Consider the following 25,842-nt stretch of genomic DNA (forward strand, 5'->3'; position numbering starts at 1 on the left):
CACGAGCTGCGTGCCACCGGCTCGGGGTTGGCTTTTCTCGATGTCGCCGTCGGAACAGGAGCACGTCCATGCGTCTGTACGCCCAAAGCCCAGCGCGTCGGGGTCGTCAGCTGATCGCGGATCTGATCGCTCTGCTCCTGATCGCGAGCACGGTGAAGTTCGCCCTGGTCGTCCGTGACGCGATCCTGACGCTGGCCGAGCCCGGGCGGAAGGCCGAGAGCGCGGGCGACACTCTTGCCTCCAGTCTCGACGATGCGGGCAACGCGGCCTCGAAGGTCCCGTTCGTCGGTGACTCGTTGAAGAAGCCACTCAAGTCCGCGGCCGAGGCCGGCACGAGTCTCTCCGACGCCGGACAGTCGTTGCAGGACACCGTGGGCCATGTCGCCACCCTCACGACGATCGCCCTGATCGTCCTCCCGACCGCCGTGATCCTGGTGTTGTGGCTCGTTCCACGACTGCGCTGGATCCGGCGGAGCGCCACCACTCGTCGCCTCTTCGACGCCCCCGGTGGCGCCGACCTCCTTGCGCTGCGTGCGCTCACCGGACCGCAGCGGCCGCTGGTCGCGCTCGCCACGCCGCCGGGCGGCCTGGCCGACGCCTGGCGTCGCGGGGACCCTGACGTCATCGCCGACCTGTCGACGCTGACGCTGCGACGCGCGGGTCTTCGACCCTGACCCGGGGCGCCGAGCAAACGGCGGACCCGGTCGCACCAGTGCACCCGGCCCCTGGAACATCATCCAGGACGCCGCCGGGACTCAGCCAGCGTCACCGGCCAGAACGTCTTCTGGGCCGCCCGGCGGCCGGTGGCCGACGTGGTTCCGGGCGCCGGGCGGGCGTGGCGGGCGGTCTCAGCGGATCCGGTCGTAGACCAGGGCTGTCTCGCCCAGTTCGCCGACCTCGTGGTGGGTCAGCTTCCAGCGGGAGTCGGGCAGGCCGTCCTCGAAGAGGCGCTGTCCGCCCCCGAGGATCTCGGGGATGACGATCAGGTACAGCCGGTCCAGCAAATCCGCCGACAGCAGGGCCTTGATGACGCTGGCGCTGCTGTTGACGAGGATGTCCCCCTCGCCGGTGCTCCTGAGGTCGGCGATGACGTCCGCGGCGGGGGCGTCGACCAGCCGGGTGCGTTCCCACGGGGCCTCGGTCAGGGTCCTCGAGAAGACCACCTTTTCCGTGTGGACGAGCCACTTGGCGTAGCCGCGGTCACGAGGGTCGGCCTCCTCGCTGTCCGCGACGGACGGCCAGAAGCCCAGGAACCCGTCGGCGTTGACCCGGCCGAGCACGGCCGTCGTCGCGTTCTCCCAGATGCGGGTGAGCTGGTCCCGCGCCACCTCGGTGGTCGCGTACGGCACGAACGCGCCGAAGTCGGCCGCTCCGCCGGGGCCGTTGTAGCGCCCGTCGAGGCTGAGGACCAGGTTCGCGGTCACCGTGCGGGCGGCGCGGGCGGTGGTGCCGGTCATGGCGTGCTCCTTCTGCTGGTGCTGTCGATGTCCCGGGGGCCGGCGGCAAGGGCCGCCACAAGCTTGTCCAGGCCCTGGCCGAAACCGATCTCGATGCGACGAAGTCCGCGGAGCCGACGGTGCTGTCGGTGAGCTGCCAGCGGACGTCGAGGTCCGTGCCGGTGCCGGTAGGCGTCAGGGCGAAGTCGACGTGAGCGGTGAAGGCGTGGCTCCCGTCCGGGAGCACCGGAGAGATCCGGTAGGTGAGGCGCTCGCCGGGACGCGCGTCCTCCACGACCCCCTCGGCGCGTCCGGCAGCCGGACCGGAGCCGTCGGTGTCCTCGGCGTCGCGGTACTCCTGGACGATCCGCCCGCCCGGCCGCGCCTCGAAAACCAGGTGGTGCATGCGCAGATCGTCGGGCGTCCACCACTGGGCGAGCAGAGCCGGCTTCGTCAGATGGCGCCAGACCAGCCCGGCGGGCGCCGCCAGCGAGCGGTGGAACCCGAACGAGCGGCCGTCGGCCCAGCCGGCCTCCCGTGCGGCGAGCCGTTCCACGTGCAGGCTGCGCCCGTAGCGGTCGTACGTCGTGCCCGGACCGCCGGACCGGTCCGCGTCACCGGCGAGCCGCAGGAGCGCGGCGGCCAGGTCCCGCAAGGGGGCTGCCTCCAGCGCGTACACACGGCGCTGTCCGCTGCGCTGGGAGGTGACGACTCCGGCCCGCTCGAGGGTCTGGAGGTGCTTGGTGGTCTGCGGCTGGCGCGCCCCGGCAAGCTCGGCGAGGACCCCGACCGGGCGGGGCCGCTCGGCCAGCAGGGTGACCAGCCGCAGGCGGGCCGGGTCGGCCAGTGCGGCAGAGGAGTGCGTCCATAGTCCAAGTACTTCCCCACCACGAATATTCGTGTCAACGAATGTCTCGAAGCGCCATCAAACCGACCCTGGTGGTTGCCCCAGGTCACACCCGTCGGCGCGGCCTCCCGGTGCGCCTCTCCTCACCGTACGGAGAGCGCCATGTGAGCGTACGGATCGCGTACACACCCCGCCCCCTGCCGGAGCCTAAGTCCATCGCATGCCGATGGCGGAGAGCAGCTCCATCCGCTCCTGTGTCAGCGTCACTGCCCGGCTGCGCTGGTTGCTGACCCAGGCCCCGAGCCGGAGCTCCTGCTCCTCCTGGTCCCCGCCGCTGCCGCCAACGATCCGCTCGACCCACTTCCTCGGAACCCGAAGGTGTCCTTCGCGCTCGTAGAACTGCCGGGCGGCCTGGTAGTGCATGGCCCATTTGTCGGCCTGGCTGCGGCGTGGCCGGGGTTTTTCGTGCTCGCTAGCGGGCTCTATCCCGAGGACCTGTTCGCATAGCCATTGCTGCACGGTGGTGAGCTGGTCCCAGCCGAGTCGCTGCGCCCGTACCCATCGTCCGAGGTCCTCGCCCTGGCGTACAACGGTGCCGGGACCCATCGGCAGTTCGCCGCCGTCCTCGAGGTGAAGCCGTACGAGGTGAAAGCAGCGCTGCCACATCACCGGCCAGCTCGGGCACCAGCCCGGATCGACGTCATCCAGTTGCTCGCGCCGCTCGTCCGACAGGGCACCGGCTGACGACTCTTCGGCACGGCGCTGCTCGTTCACGGCTGCTCGCCGGGCGGCTGCCCGCGCGTTCTTCAAAAAGGTGCCCACCGGGTAGCCCTGGTAGGTGGCGTTCACCGGGGCCATAAGGTGACCCGCCTCGGTTGCCCACCCGCGCGCCGCCGCGAGGCCTTCTTCCCAGGCGACGTCGTAGTGCGACCAGATCATGCCGAGTTTCTCGAGCTGTGCGATGCGGTCGGTGTCCATGTCGCCGCGGGCGTAGAACCGCCGGTTGTCGGCGATCCACTGCCCGAGAGGGAATCCGGCGAGCGTGGCCGGCCACGGCTCGCCTCCCGCCGCCTGGTCGTCGACTGCGGGCACCCGGAACGTGAACGGCACCTTCAGGTTGCCGTGCTCGCGGGCATAGATGGCCGCGGCTTCCACGCCGCGCCGCCAGTGCTCGTGCTCCGGGTTGAGAACCCGCAAGGCGATGAACGCCGCAAGAGCGGCCGGGTCGCGTGGCGTGGAGAATTTCAGCAGTTCTCGGGCGGGCACTGACAGGCCACGGTCGCTTCGGTCGCTCTCCACTTCCTCACCCGGGATCTCTTGGCTGCCGCTGAGGCTCTGCACGCCCCGTACGCTGCTCCGGGCCTGCTGTTCGGCGAGCTGCTCGACCACCCGGGCATCGTGCGCCCTGAGCGCCTCCAGCAGCTTCGCGAGTCCGCCGTACGCCCGCGAGGTGAGCATGCTGTCCGCCGTCTCCCCGGGCCCGAGCAGGACCGGCACGACCAAGCTGGCCACCTTCCCTTCGCCACGCTGCATCCGCAGAGCCCGGCCGACGGCTTGGACGAGCTCGGGCATGGAGCCGCGGACATCGGCGAAGTAGACGGAGTCGCAGTTCTTGGTGTCGATTATCTAGAGGCGAGGAGATCGTGAGTGACGTTTGTTCTGGATGCTGGGAAGCATGCCTGACAGGGGCAGCGGGCAGGGAGCTCCCATCGCCTGACCGGTTTGAGGGTTACGACTCGAGAGGCGAATCAGGTGTCTGTTGTCCGTGGTCGCGGGTACAGCTTGACTGTGTCCGGGGGGAATAGCTCGAGGCCGGTGACGTTGCTTGCGTAGCTGATGGAGATCTGGAGTCTCTTGATCCGGCTCAAGGGGGCGATGTCGATGGTGCCGGACTGCGCTGCTCGGCAGTTGATGAAGAAGCGTTCGAGGTTGGGGAAGAGGTCCGGCACCAAATCTAGTTGTGGGTCGGACTCCGGAAGAAGCCGGAGGTAGGTAACGCTAAGCATGGGAACGGCGCGATTAAGGTCGTACTCCGATATGCATAGTTCTTCTAGATGGGTGAGTGTCGCCATTTCTTGCCACTCTCCGTTGTCAGGGGCAGTGTTGATCACCAGGTCTTGCAGTTGCTGCCACCTGGAGATGCCGGCCAGACGTGTGCCGATCCAACCACCCAGGTGCAGCGAGGTGAGGCTCTCCGGTACTGGCAGACCCACCAGGCTCTCCCAGGGTAGGCGGGTGTAGAGAGAAAGATCGGTAAGGCCGGGCAGAGAATTCAGTGCATTGAAGGAAAAGTCGGCCGGCAAGTGCATAAGGCTCAAGTCTGACAGTGGGAGCCCTGCAAGGTCTTCAATGTGTGTGAGCTCGGTGCAGTCTGAGAGAGCAAGTTCTGTCAAAGCGGAGAGTTTTCGGATGAATTTTAATCCTGTGAGCCGTTGGCCCTCGTAGATCCGCAGTGCGCGGGTGTGCTCGGCTGAGAGGTGTTCGATTATTTCGTCCGCCGTGAAGGCTTCCCGAAAGGTGATGCTGGTGATGGGTTTCAGGATTCGAAGTGCTTTGCGTTGATCGTGAGTGTGTACCGTCAGAGTGAGACGGTTCCGGTCAGGGAAGGGGAGCAGGATGTCGCGGGCGTATTCGTCAGCGTTGAAGTGCTCCCAGCCGTCGACTAGGTCGTAGGGGGCTGAGTCGGGAGGCAGGGACTGGACGAAGCGGTGGAGGAAGGCGTATGCATGGTCGCCGCCGATGGCAGCCGCAGTCTTGACGACGGGGCCTACTTCGTCGGCTTTCAGGCCTTCCGGCCCCGGTAGCAGGTCCAGGATGCCTGGCCCGAGCGAGGCAAGTTCCTCCGCCTCCTCACGGGAGCGGGGAGGCATCAGGACACGCGCACGTTGTTCGACCAGTCTGCGGGCGTCGGGTTCGATTTCGGTGGCGTACTGCAGGCTGGCGGCCGCCAGGAGGTGGAGTCTGCCTCTGTGTTCGCCCTCCGCATCACCGCGTTCGACGAGGCGGCGGAGTAGATCAGCGCTTTCGGCTGGGCGGGCGTGGGCGACGGCCATGCGTACGACGTCTTCCCACTGGTCGTCGTGTGCGTTGTTGACCAGCAGGGGGAAGTCGTGGGCTTCGATGGCGGCTTTGGCACCGAGGTAGTCCTGGAAAGTGCGGTGGACGAAGTCGATGGTGGCTGCGGTGGGCTGGCGCAGGAGCCCGCTGCGGCCGACCAGGTGCGTCAGGACCTGGTCGGCAGTGCCCTGCTCGGCTACGGCCTGCATGGCCGGCAGCGCGTCGCCGACCAGGGCCATCGCGGTGGCCCGTTCCATCTCTGTCTGGCGGTTGCGGATCAGCCAGTAGGCCAGACGCTGCAGTAGCTGGACGCTCTGGTGTTCGGTGAGCTGAATGCCTTCAGGGACGCCGATGCTGCGCTCCAGATCACGGCGTACGAGCAGCATCGACAGCGCTGCCTCGTACAACTCCATGCGGCTGTGAGGCAGATGGCCGCGGCGGTCCCGGTGCAGCGCGCAAATGAGCGCACACATCAGGGGGGTGCTGGACAACTGCGCCAGGTCACGCTGAGCACGCACTGTCACCTGGAGCGCTGCTTCGAGATCATGCAGTTGTGAGCGTTCGGCGTCGGTTGCCGCGTTGTGTCGCGCTGCGGTGTGCCACCGGTGAACGAAAACTCCAATGTCGGCGGCACTCATGGGCCGTACTGACAGTTCGGTGAAGCGCGATGAAGTCAGCCAGCCTTCCGGTACGGCGGACGGACGCGTGGTGACCACGAAGCGTGCGTCCCTGTAGGCGGCCAAGAGCCGCTCGAGCCAGTCCCGCGTGGGACCCCGATGCTCTTGAGGTACCTCGTCGATGCCGTCTACCAGGACGAGTGCCTCGCCTCTGGCGAGTACGTCATCGGCCCAGCCCTCAGGCTGCGAGGCGGCCAGGGGAGCGCCGACCGCAGACAGGAAATCACGTGGCTCTGGAAGGGGCCCACGCCTCACCAGCGTCCGCAGCGGCAGGATGAACGGAACCCGCCCCCGCAAGTCCGCCAGTGTCTCCGGCAGCTCATTGCGCGCCGTGGCGACAGCCAGCCACTGCAGCAGCGTTGTCTTTCCGCTGCCAGCGAGCCCTCGCAGAAGTACCCGTCGGCAGTCCGCCAACGCGTTCTCCGCACGCTTCACCACGACGGATGGCCGATCCGATTCCTCGCTGCCCGCAGGCCAGCCTTCCGGCCGCTCCGCCAGCTCCAAGCTCAAGTACGCCGCGTCCAGCGGCCAGCGCGCACGTTCCGGCCGGCTCAGGTCCAGCCCTACGACGGTCAGCTGGGAATGCCGTTCCGTCACGTAGCTGATGTACCGCTCCTCGAACGAAGGCTGCACCCTCGGCCGCACCGGCCTGCGGGTGACTCTCCTCGGAGAACCCTGGCGGGGTACGCGGGCAGTGGCTTCGCGAAGGGCCAGCAGCGGGCCCACATCCGTGCCCAGCGCCTTCGCCAGGGCCACCAATGTGGTCTCGGAGGGCACCACTTGGCCGTTCAGCGCCTGGCTGATCGTTGTCCGCCCCAGCCCGGTCCGCTGCCGCAGCCCACCCATCTGCAGGCCCCGCTGCGCCCTGAGGGTACGCAGCCGTAGCGCGAGTTCCGCCAGCGGATCCTCGTACACGTCCCCCATGTCCTGCTTCTCCGTCTCCCAGACGACCGTCTTCGTTCATCTTTGTTCGCCCTGAACCCCGGTGAACACCGAAACCGCGAAATTTCCCGGAGTCACCGACGTCGAACGTTCTGGGGAGAAGGCATGAACACCTCATCCATCCACCTGATGCTCCTGGTCCTGCTCCTGGCGGTCGTCGCGCTCTTCTGCGCGCTCGTAGGAGCTGCGGCCGGTCTGCTCGCTCGTATCGACGGAGCCACCTATGCCACCGCTCTGCTGGGCGGTGCCGTGGCCTTCGCGGGCAGCGTCACCCTGTCCCTGGCGCTGCTGACCTTCGTCCTCGCGGCGCTGTAAACCGAAGATGACTTTGTCCCACTCCTGCAGGCGAGACCATGGCGCCCCCCCCGAGGCCGGGCGCTGTACTCCTCGGCGCCGGGGCCCGGCCAGCGTTAGGGCGTCGACTACAGGACAGGGATTATCTACAGGTGGTGCAGATGTAGGGAGTGTTTGTTGGCCTTCTGACCTGCTGATATCTCGGTGTCCGAGTGCTGTGTGCGGCTCCGTCGCATGTGCCTTGATCCTTGTACGAGACGGGCCGGCCGGAGAGGTGCGCGCGGAACTCTTGATCCACTTGCCAGAAGCAAGGTTTCTGAGTAGGTTGCTCGAGATTATCTATTGACACGCGCAAGGTTTGGGGGTGGTATCGACATGGCAAATCGGATGGAAGTGCTCCTCGCGGCGCTGGACCGTCAGGGATTCGAGAGCCGACAGAGCCTGCAGGGATCTTGGTTCTTCTCCCGGAACGGGACCATGATCACGATCGGTCACGAGCCGGACGGCACGGGTGAGTGGATCGATCTGATCTCGGCGCTGCGAGGCGCAGGCTTGGTCTTCCCGGACGAGGGCTAGCCAGGTGTAGAAGGGGGCCAGAAGGCCTGGCCCCCTGTACCTGTCCATCCGCGCACACCGCAGAACGAAACAGATGGAAGGAAAGGAGAGAAGCATGGAACAGGAATGGCGGGCATCTGTAACCGTGGGTGCTGTCCGCGCCCTCCGAGATGAGCAATACGAAGAGTTGCATCGGCACTTTGCTGGCGTCATCAGGCACGAGTCTGCCGGGCAGCGTCTTCACCTTCTGTGGCGCCTGGACGCGCCCAGCTTGGTAGAGGCTGCGCACAAGGCTCTTAATACGGCGGTTGAGGGGCTGGGGGCTGCGATGAATCATGAGCCTCAGCTGATCGACCTGCGTGTGGTTACGGCTGAGCAGGCGAACGCGGAGCGGGACTACCCCAGGGAGCAGGAGCTCATGGGGTACAGGGAAGCGGCTGAGGAACTGGGTGTCTCTCGTCAACGGGTGGCTCAGTTGGATGGCAACCATCCTGACTTCCCGCGGCCGATTGGCCGCACTGCTGCTGGACCGGTCTTCACTGCTGAGTCCATCCGGTCCTTTGCCACCAGGTGGGATCGGAGTCCAGGGCGGAGGAAGACCGCCTAGGCAACTGCGTTTGAGCGAGTGGGCCCCACTGGCTGCTGGCCTTCACCAGCCAGCGGGGCCGGCTTGCGGCAGTGTCTACCTTTGCTCATCAGTCGTGGAGCTGACCCTGGTCACCATCTGGCCCGGACTGTTGCCACGGCTAGGTCAGACGTGTGGGCGGTATGCACGGCCTCCAGCCAGTAGCGCTCTGGTGGGCGAGTTACGGGATGGTGATCTGCTAGGGCGCACACCAGGAATCCGCTGTCCTGAAGTTCTAGCGGCCAGCCTTCGAGCACGGCGTGCTTGCCGTTCGCGGAGTAGTGATCGTGCACGACGAGGCCGACGACGAAGTCCTGGCCTGTGACTGAGTCGTGTTCCACGATGGTGGCTAGCGGGTCTACTGGTTGTTGATCAAGCCAGCTGATCTTGATTGCCGTGATGTCCAAGTGGCGGAAGTAGACGTTGTGCGTCGCTCCGAATCGGTCGTGGAGGTGACGCAGGGCTGTGGCATCCAGCGGAGTGCCGGGGAGTTGGAAGGATAGTTGGCATTGCGAGACCAGCAGGGGAGCAGGCGTTCTGTTGCGTTGGCTGCTCGAGGGGGCGCACTCGTCCGCTTGTTGCCTGGCGGGTGACGGCTCTGCCGCAGCGATGATTGCCGTCAGTGTGTAGAGGCCGCCCAGGGCGGTGTCGCAGTAGACGAGTTGCTCGCTGTGGTGTGGGGCGGCCGACTCCGCCATACGCTGCTGGGCGTCGTCCAAAGCCTGTATGAGTTCGCCGGCACCGATTCCAAACCATGAGATGTCGTTCTGCTGGAGAGCCCAGGTGGGACGTGCGCTGGCCAGTCCGAGTTCATCAAGGCCGTGGATCAGACGTAGCAAGTCGTCTGCAGTATGGGCTTGGATGGGGATGTCCATGCATACGCCGCGGCCGCGACCGAAGGACCAGTCTACGTTTGTGACGGCGGTAGCGAACACTGCAGGGGCGAAGCCGCCCGGAACAGTTAGGTAAGGGTGTTGCTCCCCGTCGGCGTCGCGGAGATGCAGGTCTCTGGCTGGCAGTGCGCGGTCTGGCCTACGGGTTGTGGCGTGTGCCCGTGCAGACTCGCCGAGATGCACCTGGCCATGAGTGATCAGTGCCTCTTGCTTGGCTCTAAGCAGGCCGGGCAGTGTTGTCGGCTCCCGAAGAGCGCTCAGCAGATCCTCTTGGTCGATCAGAAGGATCGGTGTCTGACGCTCTCGGCTGACTTCCTCTACGAGGGTTCGGGTGAAGCCCGAGATGCTGACGAGCACACCTACTACGGTGGCACTGGTCCGGCGCAAGCGGTCGCGTAGGCCGCCGAGTACGTCCATGTCCGCCTTCGCGGCTTGCCACTTGGCTTCCAGGAGGTACCGATGGTCTCCGTAGCGGGCGGACAAGTCCGTCTGGCGTGGGTGTGCGATCCGCGGGTTGAGCTCTACCTCGAAGTGAGCGAGCTGGAAGGCTCGCTGCAGTAGGTGCTCGAAGTCCTTCCCTCGGCGTTGTGGATCGCCTGCGGCGCTGAGTCGCGTGTACGCGTCAGCTAGGTCGCTGACGCCTGTGAGGAGTGGGGCGTCGTTGTTCAGCCTGGGTTCAAAGTTCTCGGCCACGTCGGTGATTCTGCTTCGACTTCCGACGAGGACTGAGTCAGTTGCGCGAATCGGGTATCAGGAGCGGCATCCGCCCTGGCTGCCCCCAATTGAAGAGCAGACGCGTCGATGCCCTGCAAGGCCCCAGCTGAGCAGTGGGCCCTCGAAGAGACCACGGCTGTGGCTTCCGTGTCTGCGGTCCGAGGACAGCAGAGAGGTGGATATCTTGTCAGGAATATCCTGAATGTCTGATTGTCGGTGGGTGGAGGTAGGGTCGCGGGACGCGGGTTCCTAAAAGAAAGGAGCCTTTGCGGCTTTCGAGAGGTGAGGCTGGGTGGGGCTGGCGGGCGGGGCTGCGGACAAGGCGGGTAACCGGTACGAGGACTGGTGGACCGCATTGAGGGTGGCGGAGCTGCTGAGGGGGCGGGCATCGCGGATTCGCCTGGAGCCCCCGGGGCCGGCGGGTGCCGGGATCGAGTTCGAGCTTGAGGCGGACGACGGCACGTGGTGCGAGCAGGTGAAGGACGTTCCCTCGAAGGGGCCGTGGACTCTGGACGCTGCGGGGAAGATCCTCAAGGCGGTTACGGGGCATCTTGTGGAGGGCAAGAAGGTGCGCCTTGTGCTGTCCACAGGGGCCCCTGAACTGCACGATCTTGCCCAGCGTGCCAGGGCCGCCGATACACTCGCCGAGTTCGAGGGCATCATTACCAAGGCTCAGGCTCCCCAGTTCGTACAGGTGCTCGAGAACTGGTCTGTGAACGATGTGCCGGTCAACCGGGAGGTTGGCTGGCGGTATCTGCAGGCGGTACACGTGGAGCACTACTCACCGGAGGCACTGCGCCGCCTGGTGGTCTCCGAGTATGAGCTGCTGTTCGTCGGCGATCCGGAAGTGATCGTCAGGCAGCTGAGCGGCTATCTCGACGAGCACCTGCATCAGCGCCTCACCGGCTCCCAGATCCGGAGCCACCTTTTGACCGTGCCGGGAGTACGCCCACGTCTGTTGGCCGGTGACACCGGAACGCTCACAATGCTGGCCGGTACCGTCGAGCGCTTTGTGCGGCGTGTGCGGCGGGACAGGCCTGTGTTCGGGATGGCCGCCCGTCCGCACGTGGAGCAGTTGTACGAACGCCTGGTGGCTGAGGGCGGTCCGCAGGTTATGGTCTGCGAGGGCGGGGCGGGCCTGGGTAAGTCGGCGGTTGTCACCGATGTCCTGGTCCGGCTGAGCGAGCAGGGATGGCCGGCGGCCGCGGTCCGGATGGACGGTGCCGACGCGGGCGTGCAGACAGCCAAGGAGCTGGGAACGAAGATGACCCTGCCGGACTCACCGGCGGTGCTGCTGGCCGGGGTCGCGGACGGAGACCCGGCGCTGTTGGTGATTGACCAACTGGATGCGGTCAGTACCTACAACGGCAGGATGTCGGATGCTTACGAGGCCGTCGAGGACGTACTCGCGCAGCTGGTCGTTGCCCCGAACGTCAAGGTGCTCCTGGTAGCCCGCACCGTCGATATCGACAACGACCGGAGGCTGTCCCGTCTGGTCGCCGACTCCGCCCGGACAGCTCGATTTCCCCTCAGCGTTCTGGATCTGGAACAGGTGCGGGCTGTTCTGTCCGCCAGCGGGACGAATCCCGAAGGCCTGGGACCGGTGACACTGGAGCTGTTGCGGACTCCGTTGCATCTGTCGGTCTTCAGCCGCCTCTCGACCTCCGCACGTACCGCTTCGTACCGGACGTTGCAGGAGCTGTACGCGCGCTACACCGATGAACTACGCGAAGAGATCGAGCGCCAGGTCGGCGCTCTGGACTGGTCGGGCATCACTGGCACGCTGTGCGCCTCTATGAGTGAACGCGAGACGCTCCAGGCGCCCTTGGCTCTCCTCGATGGGTTTGCCCGCCAGCACATCAGGGTGCTCGAGTCGCATGGTGTGCTGGTGCGTGACGTGGAACAGATTGGGTTCTTCCACGAGACGTACTTCGACTTCCTTTTCGCCCGGTCTTTCATCTCTACGGAAGCGGATATCCACGACTTTCTTGCTGGGTCTGGCCAGCATCTGTTCCGTCGGGCGCAGACGCGGCAGATTCTCGAGCACCTCGCTGGCACGAATCGAGATCGTTTCCGCGCCACGGTGGCCCAGCTTCTGAGCTCTGACCGGATCCGTTCGCACCTGCACGACGTGATCATCGCGGTCCTCGGGCAACTCGATGCCGCCTTGCCGGAATGGCAGGCCATCGAACCGGTCGCCTGGGGCCGTGCTCCTGTGGCGGGCAAAGTCCGCGGCCTGCTCGCCCAACCCCAGTGGTTCGACGCCGCCGACCACGATCAGAGGTGGGAACGCTGGCTGAACACGCCGCAGACCACCGATGCGGCGTTCCGCGAACTGCTGGCCGTAGCGCGGCGCCGGCCCCGACGTGTCGTGGAGTTGGTGCGACCGTACGTGGACACCACGCCACAGTGGGGGCAGCGCCTCCTGTCGCTGATCGAGTGGGCACTCACACCCGACCTCGTCGACCTTGCCGTCGACCTGATTGAGAACGGCCATGCCGATGAGGCCCGTGGGCCGATCGCGGTCAACAGTGACTTCTGGTCGCTCCTCTACGGCCTCGCCGAAACCGCCCCCGCTCCCGCCGCCCGTCTCGTCGGCGCCTACCTGCGCCGTCACCTTGCCCGAGCGCGCGCCGACGGTTCCGGCGATCCCTTCGCGTCCAAGCACCTGTCCACGCACTCGCAGGTTGCCGGCACGGTCCTCTCCCGCATCGCGAAGGCCGAGCCAGAGGCCTACGTGGAGCAGGTATTGCCCTTTGTCATCGACGTGGCCACCGCTGGCAGCACGGACCGCACCGATGCCTATGCCCCCGCCGGCCGTTGGGGCTACCGCCATGTAAGCGGCCACAGCGTGGACACCGCGCTGCTGGCCGCCCTGGACACGGCGCTGCGCTCCCTGGCGGCCAGCTACCCGGCTGCCGCTGCCGGCGCCCTACAGCACCTAGCAGCGTCACCAGTCCAGGAACTGCGTTTCCTTGCCTGCCGCGCGTACACCGTCATAGGCCAGGCAGATGAGGCTATCTCCTGGCTCCTGACCGATGAGCGTAACCTGCGCCTGGGATGGCTGGACAGCCCGCGCTGGGCCTCACGTGGACTCATTGAAACAGCTACACCCCACTGCAGTGACGAGACGCTGGAGCGTCTGACCGTGGTACTGCTTGGCCACTACACGGCATGGGAGCGCCGACGCCAGAAGGGACAGCGCAGCGCGTGGGGCTGGGCCCAGTACGAACTGCTGTCGGCAATCAGCCCCGATCGCCGTAGCGACGTGGTAAGCCGTCGGCTCGCTGAGTGGGAACGCAAATTCTTTGGCCAGCTCCCTTCGCCACCGACAGCCATCCAGGCCGAATTTGTGGGTTCGCCGATTAGCGACCACGCGGCCCAGCGTATGACTGACGTCCAGTGGCACCGAGCCCTGGACAAGTACGCCAAACCCCGGCCCGAGCGCTTCTGGCCGCCTCAGGGGGGCGTTTACGAACTCGCCCAGACCCTGCGCAGTCGCGCGGAGCAGGAACCTGACCGCTTCACCGAATTCGCCTTCTCCCTTGGCTCCGGCTCACCGGCCGCCTACCTGTGCGCGATCGTGGAGGCGGTCACGCCTCACTTGGACGCCGACCGTTGGGAGCAGTTGGCTCTCCACGCTCATCGGACACTCGGCCCCGCCGCCGCGCCCACGATTTGCCGTGCCCTGCAGTCGGCTCCGCAGAACTTCACTGCTGCTTCGCTGTCAGCCCTCGACAGCTACACCACAGATCCCCACCCCGAGCAGGACATCCGCGACGCCGATGCCGAGGGAACCCGAACGGATTTGCTGACCGCCGGTATGAACGCCACCCGCGGCCAGGCAGCGCTCACCGTTGCCACCCTGCTCTCCCACGGCAGTGAGCACCTGCACGCCTTGACGCCCCTAGTCACCCGCCTCGCCAACGACCCCGTGCTCGCTGTCCGAGTCTGTGCCGCCCAGGCCGTGCTGGCCCTGATGAAGCATGACCCTCAGATTGCGCTGGACACCGCTGAACAACTCCTGAACCACCAGGACGCCAACGTCTACAACGCCTCCACCACCCAACGGCTGCTCATCAACACACTGGTCCGTGAACCCTCACGCTTCGCTGCCCACCTCGCCCGGGCCCTCCTGGAGCCGGGTGACGCGGCCGAACTCGCTGGCCAGTCCTGGGCTGTTGCCACCATCCAGGGATGTCTTACCCCGGAGCTCCCGAACAGCACGCACGAACTCAACACCTTCGCACGTCGTGGGGCGGCAGCAGTCTTCGCCAACAACATCGACCACTACCCACACCTTGTCCCGCTGTTCACCGACGACGACACCGACGTGCGAAAGAACGCCTCCCAGGGCATGCGGCAGGCATTCAACCTGCTTCCTGCGCAAGCCGACGAACTCGTCAGCGCTTTCCTCGACAGTGACGCGTTCCCCGACCACCTCGAACATCTGGCCTTCGCTCTCTACGACCACACCGGCCCCCTTCCGGCCGTGGCTATAAATGCCTGCGAGCGCATCGTCCAGCACGCGGGCAGGGATCTCGGCGACCTGAGAACCCACCGAGCAGCGGACGGCCACCATCTGGTCTCGGCGGTCCTCCGCCTCTATCGCCAAAGCCCGCAACCCCAACGCATCCGTTGTCTGGACATCATCGACAGGCTCTCGCAAGTAGGTGCCTACGGGTTGCACGCAGCTTTGGAAAACGAGCGCTGAGTCGTACGAACCACCTGTCCCCTGCCTGCCGCGGATTATCCATAGGTGCACGGGTTTGTGTGGTGTGTTCGGTGTGGTTCCCACCTGGTCGTGCGGCAGCTGTCTGGAATGGCCACCGACCCTCGGCGGGGTTTGGTCTGTTTGGCGGATGGATCAGGCCTATGTAGCTGAGCGTTCGGTCTCTCCGTCGTCTGGTGTGGTGCGGTGGGTGGTGGCCGACGCGCGCACCTTCGCCCTGCATGCCGAGGCGTGTGCGTTTTTGGCGGGGTTGCGTAGCAAGGGCCGCTCGCCGAACACGGAACGGGTCTACGCAGGCCGTCTCGCCCTCTATCTGAACTACTGCGCAGGGCACCGTCTCGAGTGGTCGTGTCCGAGTTTCATGGCGCTGTCCGGGCTGCAGCAGTGGCTGGTCACCACGCCGCTGCCGGCCCGCAGCCGCCGCTGTCCGACCACGGCTGCGCCCCGCTACCGTTCGCAGGGCACGGCGAACGCGGTGATGACGGCGGTCACGGACTTCCTGCGCTTCGGCGCGCTCCACGGCTGGGTCCCCGCGCAGACGGCCGGCTTGCTGTCGGAGCCGAAGTTCCTGCGGTTCTTGCCAGCCGGTTACGACGCCGGCGAGCGTGGCCAGTGGCGTCAGCTCCAGGCGTCGGCCTTTCGTTTCCAGGTCAGCGAGCCCGGCTACGAGGACCTCTCCCCGCAGCAGATCCGCCGCATGATCGCGGATACGCCCCGGGCGCGGGACCGTTTCCTCATCGCGCTGCTCGCCGCGACCGGCCTGCGGATCGGGGAGGCCCTGGGCCTGCACCAGGAGGATCTGCATTTCCTGGCCTCGTCACGCTCGCTGGGCTGCCCCGTACAGGGCCCGCACCTTCACGTGCGGCGCCGCACCGACAACCCGAACCGGGCCCTGGCCAAGTCCAGACACTCCCGCTGCCTCCCGGTCACCCCCGACATCGTCGCCTTCTACACCGACTACCAGCACGAACGGAACCAGGTGGCCCAGGCGGCCGAAACGGGCATGGTGTTCGTGAACCTCTTCCGCCCGCCGCTGGGCCGGGCCATGACCTACCCAAACGCCAAGAACGTCTTCGACCGTCTGGCCCGCCGCGCCGGGCATCCGGCTCGCCCGCACATGCTGCGCCACTCCGCGGCCACCCACTGGCTGCGTGAGGGAGTGGACCGGGACGTGGTGCAAAAGCTGCTGGGTCACGCTTCGCCGCTGTCCATGGACCGCTACCGCCACGTCGATGAGTCCGAGACCCGGGCGGCTGTCGACCGGGCCCAGGCATGGCGGGAGGATCAGTAGTGAGTACCGCTACCGCGCCCGTGACTGCACTGGGGGCGCCGACGAGGGCCACGAAGAAGTCGTGGGAGACGTGGCTGCGTGCCCACATTGATCCCGCGTGGCGGCCGGGGGAGTGGGACAGCGCCAGATGGCTGTTCACCGGAGACCTCGACAACCCGCGCACCTCGTCCTCCCGGTGCCGCACCCGCCGCTGCGACATGATCGTGCGTGCTCAGGAGACGTTCTGTACCTACTGCTCGGACCAGCGCAGGAAGAGCGGCCTGCCGCGGGAAGAGTTCGCCGCCACTTTCACCCCCGCCCGTTCCAGATCCCTGCCGTTGACGGTCGCCGGGCCGTGCACGCTCACCCGGGACGGCGTGCGGTGCGTACGCCCTCAGGTGTCGGGAGGCCTGTGCGCCGCCCACCACAACTCCCGTAAGTACCACGAGGCAAGGGGTACGTTCGAACGCTGGCTCCGTGAGCGTGCTACTCCCTACACAGACGTGCCCGTCTGCATGGTCACCGACTGTGCCGGCGCGTCCATGAACTCCCGGGGGCTGTGCAACTACCACTGGCGTGCCTGGAGAGCGGAATGCCGCTCCAGCACCGATCCCGTGCCTGCCGTCCCGTGGGCAGCGCACCAGCCGCTGTACCTGCTGGCGCACCAGTTCCATCTCGCTCCCTTACCCGAGTTGCTGCGCTGGGAAGTGCTGTACGCCGTGCAGCAGATGGACCAGTGGGTACGTGCCCTGGAACCTCACTGGATCCGCGGCGTGATCAGCCACCTCACCACGGCCGACACGCTTCTGGACGCCACCAACACGGCCCGGCTCACCAAGCCGCATCAGTCTGCCGTCCGCACATTGGAGAACCTGCAGTCCGCCGCCCGCGCCGGATACAGCGAGTTCTCCGGGATCACCCTCATCGACCAGGACGTCATCGATCTGCGCGTCCTCGGGCTGCGCCACAGCGCCTCCGGCAAGCGCCGGCATCTGCCCGGCCGCGTCGATCTCCGCACCGTCCGCCAGCCCTGGCTGCGCCAGGCGCTGCGTCATTGGGTCACCACCGCCCGACCCACCACGGAAGACTTCAAGCGCACTTTCCACGCGACGACCATCGCCTCCACGGCTCTCGCCCAGCGCGCCGACGCCGGCGAGGATCCCGTCGCCCTGAGCTTCGCCGATGCCACCTTGGCTGTCGACGCTTTCCGTGCCGCACGCAAACGAGACGGCACCCCCTACTCGTCCTCCTTCCGGCGCAGCCTGCTGGGGATGTTCTTCCAGCTCATCGCCTACGGTCGCCGCTGCGGCACCCTCGACGACCTGCCCGGCACCTTTACCCGCGTGCCCGTCGAGCACGTCATCTCCGTGGAAGAACCCAACGAGGACTTCATCGGCAAAGCCATCCCCGAATCCGTCATCCGGCAACTGGACACCCACCTCGACACCCTGGGCACCGGAAACACCTACGGCTGCCGCGACATCGATCCAGACGCCCGGCACCTGCTGTACCGCACGATGTACATCGTCCTGCGCGACACCGGGCGCCGCCCGTTGGAGATCGTCTCCCTGGCCCGGGACTGCCTGGAAAACCACAACGGCCAGCCCACCCTGATCTGGGACAACCACAAAAGGAAACGTCACCGCAGACGCCTGCCGATCACCACTTCCACCGCCGACGCCATCCGAACCTGGCAATCCTGCCGCGACCAACTGCATCTCCCCGCTAAGGGAGACCGCTACCTCTTCCCCTCCCTCACCCCCCTGAGCGACGCCCCCCACATCTCCAGCACCTACCTCAGCGACGCCCTCAGGCTCTGGGTAGACGCCCTGCCCCCGCTCCACGCCGAAGGTACCGACTCCCAAGGACAACGCCTGCTCTTCGACCCGTCCCTGATCTACCCCTACGCCTTCCGCCATTCCTACGCCCAGCGCCACGCAGACGCCGGCACACCCGTCGACGTGCTGCGCGAGCTGATGGACCACAAATCCATCGCCATGACCCAGCGCTACTACACCGTCTCCCTCAAACGGAAAAGCGAAGCCGTGGCTAAACTCAGCGCACACGTCCTCGACCAGCACGGCCACCCCAGCTCCAGCTCAAGCACGGCCTACGAGATGCGCTCCATCGCCGTTCCCTACGGCGGCTGCACCGAGCCTTCAAACGTCAAAGCCGGCGGCCAGGCCTGCCCCATCCGCTTCCAATGCGCCGGCTGCGGCTTCTACCGCCCCGACCCCTCCTACCTACCCGCCATCGAGCACCACATCAACGAACTACGAGCAGACCGCGAAACCGCACGCGCCATGGGCGCAGCCGAGTTCGTCACCACCGCCCTCACCGCACAAATCACCGCCTACCAGCGCGTCATCGACCGCATGAACACCCACCTGGCATCCCTCCCCGCCTCCGAACGCGCCCAGATCGAAGAGGCCAGCACCGTGCTGCGCAAAGCACGAGCAGGCAACAACCACACCCTCCTGCCCCTCACCACTGCCCGCCCGAAAGACGTGCGATGAATCCCCGCGGCAACCCCGCCCCCCTCGCCGAAGCCAGACGCCGCCACAGCCTCGACAAACGCGCCCGTGTCCTGACCGTCCTGGCCACACTCGAGAAACAGGGAAAGCCGCTCACCTTTGCCGCAGTCGCCCGTGCGGCTCGAGTCTCCACCTGGCTCACCTATGCTCCCGGCGTACGCGAGCACATCGAGGCAGCCCAACTACGCCAAGCCCACAGCGCCCCACCATCCGCCCTGGCAAGCCCACCCTCCGCCCTCAGCCTGCGCACGGAACTCGAAACAGCCCGGCAAGAAATCAAAGAACTCCGCGACGAGCGCGACCGGCTCCAGGCAGCCCTGCGCCACCAACTCGGCCACCAGCTCGATGCCCTCCACGCCCCTGACGCAGCGGCCAGAGCAGACGAACTGGCCACCCAGAACCAGGACCTCACCCGCCAGCTACAAGAGACCTCCTCTGAGAACGCCGCGTTCCGCGCCCGCATCACTGCCCTTGAGGAAGATCTGACCGCCACCCGTACCAGCCTCCGAAGAATGATCCGTGACGAAAATCTTCGGTGAGCGAGCACCTGCGATCCGCCAGCCCGTCGACGCACGCCGCAGCCGGCCCGATGAGGTAACGCCCCGGCCGGAACGTTCCAGCCGGGACTTACCGACCCGCGGCTGCGCCGGCGGTGCCCTCTCCCAGGCTGCCCTTCCCCACTCTGCATCGCATCCCGTACGCGATATGTACGCTCCATGGTGGGCTAGGCGGGTGCAGCCGATACGCCTGGGCGGTCTGTTCTGGCGGCGATCAGATCCAGCGCATGCCGATGGCGGACAGTTGCTCCACGCGGTCGGGGGAGAGGGACGCGGCTCTGGAGCGTTGGTTGCTGACCCAGCCCCCTAGCCGCAGGTGGCGCTCCTCCGCCCCTTCACTGCCACGGCCGTCGCCGTCGTCGACGAGGATCCGTTCGATGTGCTTCCTCGGCACCCGTAGGTGCCCTTCGCGCTCGTAGAACTGTCGGGCGGCCACGTAGTGCATGGCCCATTTGTCGGCTTGGCTGCGTCGCGGTGCCGGTTTCTCGTCCTCGCTGGCGGGCCGGATGCCGAGGATGTGCTCGCACAGCCATTGCTGGGCGCTGGTGAGCTTTTCGAAGCCGAGCCGCTGCGCACGTGTCCACCGTCCGAGGTCTTCGCCCTGCTGCACGACGGTGGCCAGCGTCGTGGGCAGCGTCCCGCCGGCCTCGAGGTGCTGCCGTACCAAGTGGAAGTTACGCTGCCAGGCGACTGACCAGGTGGGGCACCAGGCGGGGTCGATGTCCTCCAGCTGCTCGCGCCGTTCATCGGACAGCGTGCCGGCCGTCGAGGCCGCTGGCAGCCCTTCGGCGCGCCGCTGCTCGTTCGCTGCTGCTCGCCGGGCGGCGGCGCGCTGGTTCTTCAGCCAGAGCCCGACCCGGTATCCCTGGTGGGTGGCGTCGGTCGGTGCTGCGAGGTGGCCGTTCTCGGCGGCCCAGCCGCGGGCTGCGGCGAGTCCTTCTTCCCAAGCCACGTCGTAGTGCGACCAGACCATGCCGAGCGTCTCCAACTGCGCCAAACGCTCGGGGCCCATGGCACCGCGGGCGTAGAGGCGCCGGTTGTCGGCGATCCATTGCCCCAGCGGGAACGCGGTGAGCGAGGCCGGCCACTCCTCCTGCGCGCTGCCGGTGGGGACGCGGTAGGTGAACGGCACCCGCAGGTCGCCGTGGCGCTGGTAATAGAGGGCGGCAGCTTCGATGCCGCGTCGCCAGTGGGTGTGTTCGGGGTTGAGGACACGGAGGTCGATAAAGGCGGCCAGATGGGCGGGGTCGCGGGGTGTGCTGACTCTCGTCGTTCTCGTCTGCGGAGCGGGTCTGCACGCCCCGTAGGCGGCTTCGCGCCTGAGGTTCGGCGAGTGCCTCGACAACGCGGGCGTCGTGCGCCCGGAGCGCTTCGAGGAGCTTCGCGAGCCCGCCGTACGCCCGGGAGGTGAGCATGTTGTCCACCGTCTCGCCGGGTCCGAGCAGGACCGGCACTACGAGCGAGGCGACCTTGCCCTCGCCCGGCTGTACTGTGAAGTGCCGTCGCGATGCCAGCGCAGTGGTGTCACTACTGAGCCAGCATCAGGTTGATGGCATCGACCCCTTGAGCTGTGTATCTGTAGTTGCGCTCGATGGCATGACTGTGAGGTCACCAGTGGCAGGCCGTGACATCTCTGCTGGACAACGTGGTGACACTTCCTATGTAGCCCCACAGGCACGGTGGTTGGTGCCACCTTCTGCTGCGCGCGTTTGTACAGGTGAGCACCCTCTGGTGTCGGCGCCGGGGGAAGGACCGTGGGCGTAGTCCTGTGGCCGCCGATGAAAACCGGTGGGTGGCAGATGCGACGCTGCCGATACTGGTCTTCCAGGAGGTACACATGGGAATCGACCCGACCGTGCTCGCCTGCATCGACGCAACAGCAGCTGAGTTCGCTTCTTTCCAGGAGCTGTTGCAGCGCTGGATCGAGCGTGCCAACACAGAGGCATGGCAAGGTCAAGCCGCAGCCGAAGCTGACGCGCTGTGGGCTGCCCTGTGTTTCCACGTCACGGAACGGGGAGGGCTGGCGGGGGACTTCATAGGCCGGGGCGCTGATCGATGGCCTGCGAACCCCCAGGCCGTCTCGGACAGTGCCGTGGAGACCTGGGCCGGTTACGCGGAGGCTGTCGGCCACCCCATGCTGCGTGCCCGCCTGCATCACCTGGTATGGGAGGCACGCAAGCGTTTCCCGCACGCCCGGAAGGCGATCGAGGACTACACGGAGGCTGTGCCCCGGTTCCTGAGCATGTCGGACCGTTCCGCGGGACGTTGCCGGGCCAGCGACTGCCTGGGCTTCGCGTACGACCTTGCGGTACGGCTGAGCGCGCGCGATCTGGAGCTCACTGCCAAGCAGGCCATGATCAGCTTTGTCCGTGAGCTTCTCGACGATCCCCAGGAAGCGGCGCCGGGCCTGGTCCTGGAGATCCTGAAAAAGCTGGTGGGCCGCCACGCCTCAGACGCTGCGGTGCAAGCACTCCTCAGCCGGGCCACCAGCATTCACGGCGGGGACGTGCCGATCGTGATCGAACTGCTGCAGCTGCGCATTGCGGGGACGCAGGACCAGCAGGAACGGGCGGCTTTGCAGCGGCAGATCGTTGAAGCGCTGCTCACCGACGCAGAGCGGTTCCCGGGCTTTGTCCGGGTGGACCGGCTCAACGCGGCAGCCATCGCTGCACGTGACTACGGCCTGGAGGACCTGTTCGACGACGCTCGGGTACGGATGCAGGCGATCGCGCCGGACCAACTCGGCATGGAGAGCTTCCACTTCGAGTTCCCTGTGCGGCGAGCTGAGATCGAGGAATACTCCCGGAAGGTCCTTGGCCAGGCGCAGACCCTCGGGCAGGCCTTCAGCGCACTGGCCAGCCTGCCAGCACCTTCCGGAACACGGGAGGCTGCCCAGGAACATGCGAAAAGGCTGGCATCCGAAGGGCTCCTGTCCTCCTTCATCCCCAGCATCCGAATCAACGCCGCCGGCCCCGTCCCCGTGGCGGAGGCCAGAGTGCACACTGCAGCGGACGACGAGAACGAGTGGCACGTCACCGCCATGATGATCACCTCGGTCTACGTGCACCACCTCCTGGAGACAGTGGGAGACCGATTCGACCCGACCGCAGCGCAACTTGCCCATCTGTTCACGGCCGACCCCATCATCACGGGGATCCGCGCCGCCAAGCTCGCGCACGCGTTCCGCTACTACTGGAGCGGGGAGTACGACGCAGCCCTCGCGATCGCCCTGCCCCGGATCGAAGGGATCCTCCGGGAAACCCTGCGTTATCACCGCATACCGATCGTCCAGCCGCCCCAGGGCGACAGCCGCGGCAGAGTGACCCTCCTAACCACCCTCATCGACCGGATGACGGACGCCGGCATGCACGCCGATTGGCAGGCCTTTCTCCGTCTCCTTCTCGTCGACAGCGAGGGAGGCCTCAACCTCCGCAACAGCGAACTCCACGATCTGTCCGACACGGAGACGGCCCCCCAGACGGTGGCACTGGTACTCCTGGCCGCCCTGTATGTCACCGCACACGCCCACCAGGCTGCTGCACCCGCCTGCGGAATCGGAAAGGAGCAGCAGCGCGGCTGACCCTGTGCACGGCAACGCCTTGGGCCAGTGCGGCGAGCGGGAGTCGGCAAAGCATCGTGCCCCCGAGGGGGCCACGGCCTCCAACCGGTCCCAGGCCGCGTCGTGGGCACTTCGGGCTGCGCGGCGCCTGAGATGACGCGCTCACCTTCCCCGGCCGTAGCTTCGACGTACGTTCCTTCCGCCTGCGCTCCCTCGTTCGTCTCACTGCCCGGTGGCAGAGTGCTCGGTCGTCCCGCCTGCGATCCAGGAGTTACGGCTTCGCCCCATCCAGTGCCACGGTTCCTGCAGATGGTGCTGTGCCACGGTGACATAGTTGTGCAGGCAGCGGTCGATTTCAGCTGTGCTCACTGAGGAGTCGTCCCGGGAGCCGACGATCGCCTCCATCAGGAAGTGCGCCTGCGCCGCAACATTGGCGGGGCCCTCCAGCCGCAGGACCTGATACGCCCGCTGCGCCTCGGCGAGGAGCGCCTCGTCCAGAGCGCCTCGATCGCGCTTGCGATCTTCGACGAGAGCCTGGGCGGCTTGCAGGAAGGCAACGTATACCTCGCGCTTGGCATCCAGCTGCTGGGATCTGGCCTGCGCCTCCAGGGTCTGCTGAACCGTCTTCAAGACGGCCGCGGCCTGCTGCTCTCCAGCGTGCCGTGCTGCAGCAGCTTGCTCCTCGCCAGCCAGTTGTGCCGCAGCCGCTTGACGAAGTCCGGCACTGCGCGTAAGCCATCCGGTTACGACGCTGCCAGCAATCGCTGATCCTGCCGCGATCAATGCCACCCCCCAGTCGCTCATGACGACATCCTCTCGCGTGCGGACGCGACTCGAACACGCGGGATGGCCGACGAAGGAGCGTCCCGCAAGGCCTAGGCGCACTTCCCGACCACAGCGGAGATCAACTACCTGCAGTCACAAGGGCATGACCCGTGCCTGCGACATCCGTACCTGCCGGGATCAGCCAACCGAATCGGGTCCCGTGCCCTCGCAGTGGCGTGCGATCTGCGTCAGCCCGTGCGGCTCCCCGCCCGGGCGCGCGTCTTGGCGAGACGAACTGGGCACGAGGCTGGCTTGGGCTGGCTGGCAGTGAACGCGACTGTTAGTGTCGGGAGTTAGCCTGCTTGGCTATGACATCTGCGCGTCGGCCGGTCACCAACCATCACGAGGGGGACCAGGCAAGAGGGACCAGCCTCAGGCTGGCGGCCCCACAGGTAGCCGGCGAATGGCATCCCACCCGCAACGGTGATACCACTCCGGACTCGGTCGCAGCAGGGTCAAGCCGAAAAGCATGGTGGCTCGCAGCATGCGGTCACGAGTGGCAGGCCGCGATCCACAGCAGGAGCCGCGGATGCGGGTGCCCCTACTGCGGGAACCGCAAAGTGGGATACGGCAACGACCTGGCGGCCCAGTTCCCCGACGTGGCCTGCGAGTGGCACCCCACCCGAAACGGCGACGCGCAACCCGACCACATTGCTCCCAAGTCCAATCGGAAGGTCTGGTGGCTGGGGTCCTGCGGCCACGAGTGGCAGGCCGTCGTGGCGAACCGCACTGCCAGACACTCCGGATGCCCGTACTGCTCCAATCAGAAGGTCGGATTCGGCAACGACCTCGCCACCAGGCACCCGGAACTCGCAGCGCAGTGGCACCCCACCCGCAACGGAGCCCTGACACCAGACCAAATCCCCTACGGGGCACGGCGCAACGCCTGGTGGCGCTGCGCCAGCGGCCACGAATGGCGCGCCATGGTATTCAAACGGTCCGCCGGAAGCTCATGCGACCAGTGCAGCCTCACCGGCGTGTCCGAGGTGGAGCTGAGAGCCTTCGCCGAACTCCGCCACGTACTGGAAGGCCACCTTGCACCGCTCAGGCGTGACGCGCGCCTGAAAACGCCCTACAGGCAACCCCTGCGGGTGGACATGATCCTCGGCGACATCGCCGTGGAGTACGACGGCTCCTACTGGCACAAGAACACGGGCGCACGCGACCGGGAGAAAACACAGCGGCTGCGACACGCCGGCTACAAAGTGATCAGGGTGCGCGAGCAACCACTGCCCCTGACCGGCCCCAGCGACACCACCGCACCGAGAGCCGCAAAGCCCTTCCAGGTGGCCGCGGCAGTGCTGCAGAAAATGATCGACGAGGACTATCTCCCCGCGGCCGCTGCGCACCAGGCAGCCGCAACGTACATCGCCGGCGGCCGGCTCGTCGCCCAGGAAGAAGCAGACCGCGCCGTGAACGCGCTGCGCGCCCGGGACCACGGAGCCAGATCCCTCGCAGCACAGTTCCCCCACATCGCCGAGCAATGGCATCCGCACCGAAACGGCGAGCTCACTCCGACGCAGGTCACCGCCGGCTCCGGCAAAGAGGTGTGGTGGCTGTGCGCAGCCGGACACGCATGGCGCGCCAAGATCGACCAGCGTGTCGGTAAGGGAACCGGATGCGGCTTCTGCTCCGGGCGCTACGCCACCGAGACCACCTCCCTGGCGGCACGAAGACCGGACCTTGCCGCGCAGTGGCATCCGACCCTCAACGGGGCTCTCCTGCCAACTGACGTGACACCGCATAGCGGGAGCGTGGTGTGGTGGCTGTGCACGCAGGGACATGCCGCCGAAGATTCCGTGGCCAACCGGAGCAAGGGCATGGTCTGCCAGTACTGCCCTCGGTCACGCAGAGGCCGGAATGCCTGCTGAAGGCACGAGCGTGCACGCGACACACCCGGGCGGAGATCCGTGTGATCAAGGTAGAGAGCGGTCTGGCCATGCTGCGCCGTGGTCAGACCTGCGGGACACGGTACGCCGGGACGGTCACGTATGGCCGGAACCACTCTTCCGGCCGATGCGCTGCCACACCGTCTCCGGCCGACAGGAGCGCGGCGAACTCACCCATGTGCCACCAGGTCCTGGCCATCTGGCGTCGGGAGGACCCGGACATCGAGCGGCCCCACGGGGTTGTCGCCTGCTGACCACGTGAGATCACCGGGGCGCGACGCGTGCACACTGGCAGGGGGCTGTCCGCGAGGACAGTGAGGCCGTCGGCGATCAGCCCGACCAACCGATGAGCAGCACGACGGCCGTGTGCAATGAATGGGGGGTCCTGGCGGGTTCGGGGCGCAGGGCGAACTCACCGCTGCGTGGGGCACGGTTG

15 protein-coding genes and 2 pseudogenes are annotated in these 25,842 nt (G+C 66.7%); 10 read left to right on the forward strand and 7 right to left on the reverse strand.

The window, feature by feature from the left end:
- The first annotated feature begins 68 nt into the window (after positions 1-68).
- Positions 69-674: a hypothetical protein gene (locus AQJ30_RS23690; RefSeq protein WP_067237561.1), complete on the forward strand. Its 606-nt coding sequence runs from the start codon at positions 69-71 to the stop codon at positions 672-674.
- 174 nt (positions 675-848) lie between these two features.
- Here the strand turns inward: AQJ30_RS23690 and AQJ30_RS23695 are convergent, their stop codons facing one another.
- The 4 genes and pseudogenes from AQJ30_RS23695 to AQJ30_RS23710 all read right to left on the reverse strand — a co-directional run bounded on the left by AQJ30_RS23695 (position 849) and on the right by AQJ30_RS23710 (position 6,941).
- Positions 849-1,457, reverse strand: a complete 609-nt coding sequence (locus AQJ30_RS23695) for a dihydrofolate reductase family protein (protein ID WP_067237563.1) — start codon at positions 1,455-1,457, stop codon at positions 849-851.
- 187 nt (positions 1,458-1,644) lie between these two features.
- Positions 1,645-2,331: pseudogene (locus AQJ30_RS37135) on the reverse strand (metalloregulator ArsR/SmtB family transcription factor); the annotation flags it as partial.
- A gap of 159 nt (positions 2,332-2,490) precedes the next feature.
- Positions 2,491-3,855 carry a helicase associated domain-containing protein gene (locus AQJ30_RS23705; RefSeq protein WP_067237568.1) on the reverse strand — a complete coding sequence of 455 codons (1,365 nt, stop codon included), beginning with the start codon at positions 3,853-3,855 and terminating at the stop codon, positions 2,491-2,493.
- Positions 3,856-4,031: 176 nt separating this feature from the next.
- Positions 4,032-6,941: an NACHT domain-containing protein gene (locus AQJ30_RS23710; RefSeq protein ID WP_067237570.1), complete on the reverse strand. Its 2,910-nt coding sequence runs from the start codon at positions 6,939-6,941 to the stop codon at positions 4,032-4,034.
- Between the two features lie 123 nt (positions 6,942-7,064).
- Between AQJ30_RS23710 and AQJ30_RS38485 the strand changes: the two genes are divergently transcribed.
- Positions 7,065-7,274 (forward strand): hypothetical protein, encoded by a 210-nt coding sequence (locus tag AQJ30_RS38485; RefSeq protein ID WP_067237572.1) that lies wholly within the window; start codon positions 7,065-7,067, stop codon positions 7,272-7,274.
- Positions 7,275-7,628: 354 nt separating this feature from the next.
- Complete coding sequence (locus AQJ30_RS23720; protein WP_067237575.1) at positions 7,629-7,829, forward strand: hypothetical protein; 201 nt, start codon at positions 7,629-7,631, stop codon at positions 7,827-7,829.
- A 696-nt stretch (positions 7,830-8,525) separates the two neighbouring features.
- Here AQJ30_RS23720 and AQJ30_RS37145 read toward each other — a convergent pair.
- Positions 8,526-10,019 carry a restriction endonuclease gene (locus AQJ30_RS37145; protein ID WP_159052364.1) on the reverse strand — a complete coding sequence of 498 codons (1,494 nt, stop codon included), beginning with the start codon at positions 10,017-10,019 and terminating at the stop codon, positions 8,526-8,528.
- A 313-nt stretch (positions 10,020-10,332) separates the two neighbouring features.
- Between AQJ30_RS37145 and AQJ30_RS39465 the strand changes: the two genes are divergently transcribed.
- The 4 genes from AQJ30_RS39465 to AQJ30_RS37150 all read left to right on the forward strand — a co-directional run bounded on the left by AQJ30_RS39465 (position 10,333) and on the right by AQJ30_RS37150 (position 19,115).
- The gene (locus AQJ30_RS39465) at positions 10,333-14,754 is read left to right on the forward strand and encodes an NACHT domain-containing protein (protein WP_245727033.1); all 4,422 of its coding nucleotides are present in this window, start codon (positions 10,333-10,335) and stop codon (positions 14,752-14,754) included.
- 148 nt (positions 14,755-14,902) lie between these two features.
- On the forward strand, positions 14,903-16,063 hold the full coding sequence (locus AQJ30_RS23745) for a tyrosine-type recombinase/integrase (protein ID WP_245727035.1): 1,161 nt from the start codon (positions 14,903-14,905) through the stop codon (positions 16,061-16,063).
- Positions 16,063-18,558, forward strand: coding sequence for a site-specific integrase (locus AQJ30_RS23750; protein WP_245727037.1), 2,496 nt, complete (start codon positions 16,063-16,065; stop codon positions 18,556-18,558). Before AQJ30_RS23745 ends, AQJ30_RS23750 begins: the two co-directional genes overlap by 1 nt.
- Positions 18,555-19,115 carry a hypothetical protein gene (locus tag AQJ30_RS37150; protein ID WP_079084236.1) on the forward strand — a complete coding sequence of 187 codons (561 nt, stop codon included), beginning with the start codon at positions 18,555-18,557 and terminating at the stop codon, positions 19,113-19,115. Before AQJ30_RS23750 ends, AQJ30_RS37150 begins: the two co-directional genes overlap by 4 nt.
- 232 nt (positions 19,116-19,347) lie before the next feature.
- Here AQJ30_RS37150 and AQJ30_RS23755 read toward each other — a convergent pair whose 3' ends face one another.
- Positions 19,348-20,478 (reverse strand): helicase associated domain-containing protein, encoded by a 1,131-nt coding sequence (locus tag AQJ30_RS23755; protein ID WP_342671637.1) that lies wholly within the window; start codon positions 20,476-20,478, stop codon positions 19,348-19,350.
- Between the two features lie 492 nt (positions 20,479-20,970).
- Between AQJ30_RS23755 and AQJ30_RS23760 the strand changes: the two genes are divergently transcribed.
- Complete coding sequence (locus AQJ30_RS23760) at positions 20,971-22,713, forward strand: DUF7380 domain-containing protein (RefSeq protein ID WP_211279086.1); 1,743 nt, start codon at positions 20,971-20,973, stop codon at positions 22,711-22,713.
- Between the two features lie 201 nt (positions 22,714-22,914).
- On the opposite strand, the gene AQJ30_RS23765 is transcribed toward AQJ30_RS23760, so the two are convergent.
- Positions 22,915-23,496: a hypothetical protein gene (locus AQJ30_RS23765; RefSeq protein WP_245727039.1), complete on the reverse strand. Its 582-nt coding sequence runs from the start codon at positions 23,494-23,496 to the stop codon at positions 22,915-22,917.
- Between the two features lie 329 nt (positions 23,497-23,825).
- Between AQJ30_RS23765 and AQJ30_RS40135 the strand changes: the two are divergent.
- Positions 23,826-24,062: pseudogene (locus tag AQJ30_RS40135) on the forward strand (zinc-ribbon domain-containing protein); the annotation flags it as partial.
- A 15-nt stretch (positions 24,063-24,077) separates the two neighbouring features.
- Positions 24,078-25,388, forward strand: coding sequence for a zinc-ribbon domain-containing protein (locus AQJ30_RS37155; protein ID WP_245727040.1), 1,311 nt, complete (start codon positions 24,078-24,080; stop codon positions 25,386-25,388).
- Positions 25,389-25,842: the final 454 nt, after the last annotated feature.

The organism is Streptomyces longwoodensis (genome assembly GCF_001514125.1).
In the GTDB taxonomy this organism is placed as follows: Bacteria; Actinomycetota; Actinomycetes; order Streptomycetales; family Streptomycetaceae; genus Streptomyces; species Streptomyces longwoodensis.

Excerpts from the sequence above, each read along its gene's own strand:
- AQJ30_RS23690 (WP_067237561.1), top strand. The coding sequence starts at position 69 with ATGCGTCTGTACGCCCAAAGCCCAGCGCGTCGGGGTCGTCAGCTGATC.
- AQJ30_RS23695 (WP_067237563.1), bottom strand. The coding sequence starts at position 1,457 with ATGACCGGCACCACCGCCCGCGCCGCCCGCACGGTGACCGCGAACCTG.
- AQJ30_RS23705 (WP_067237568.1), bottom strand. The coding sequence starts at position 3,855 with ATGCCCGAGCTCGTCCAAGCCGTCGGCCGGGCTCTGCGGATGCAGCGT.
- AQJ30_RS23710 (WP_067237570.1), bottom strand. The coding sequence starts at position 6,941 with ATGGGGGACGTGTACGAGGATCCGCTGGCGGAACTCGCGCTACGGCTG.
- AQJ30_RS38485 (WP_067237572.1), top strand. The coding sequence starts at position 7,065 with ATGAACACCTCATCCATCCACCTGATGCTCCTGGTCCTGCTCCTGGCG.
- AQJ30_RS23720 (WP_067237575.1), top strand. The coding sequence starts at position 7,629 with ATGGCAAATCGGATGGAAGTGCTCCTCGCGGCGCTGGACCGTCAGGGA.
- AQJ30_RS23745 (WP_245727035.1), top strand. The coding sequence starts at position 14,903 with ATGGATCAGGCCTATGTAGCTGAGCGTTCGGTCTCTCCGTCGTCTGGT.
- AQJ30_RS37150 (WP_079084236.1), top strand. The coding sequence starts at position 18,555 with ATGAATCCCCGCGGCAACCCCGCCCCCCTCGCCGAAGCCAGACGCCGC.
- AQJ30_RS23760 (WP_211279086.1), top strand. The coding sequence starts at position 20,971 with ATGGGAATCGACCCGACCGTGCTCGCCTGCATCGACGCAACAGCAGCT.
- AQJ30_RS23765 (WP_245727039.1), bottom strand. The coding sequence starts at position 23,496 with ATGAGCGACTGGGGGGTGGCATTGATCGCGGCAGGATCAGCGATTGCT.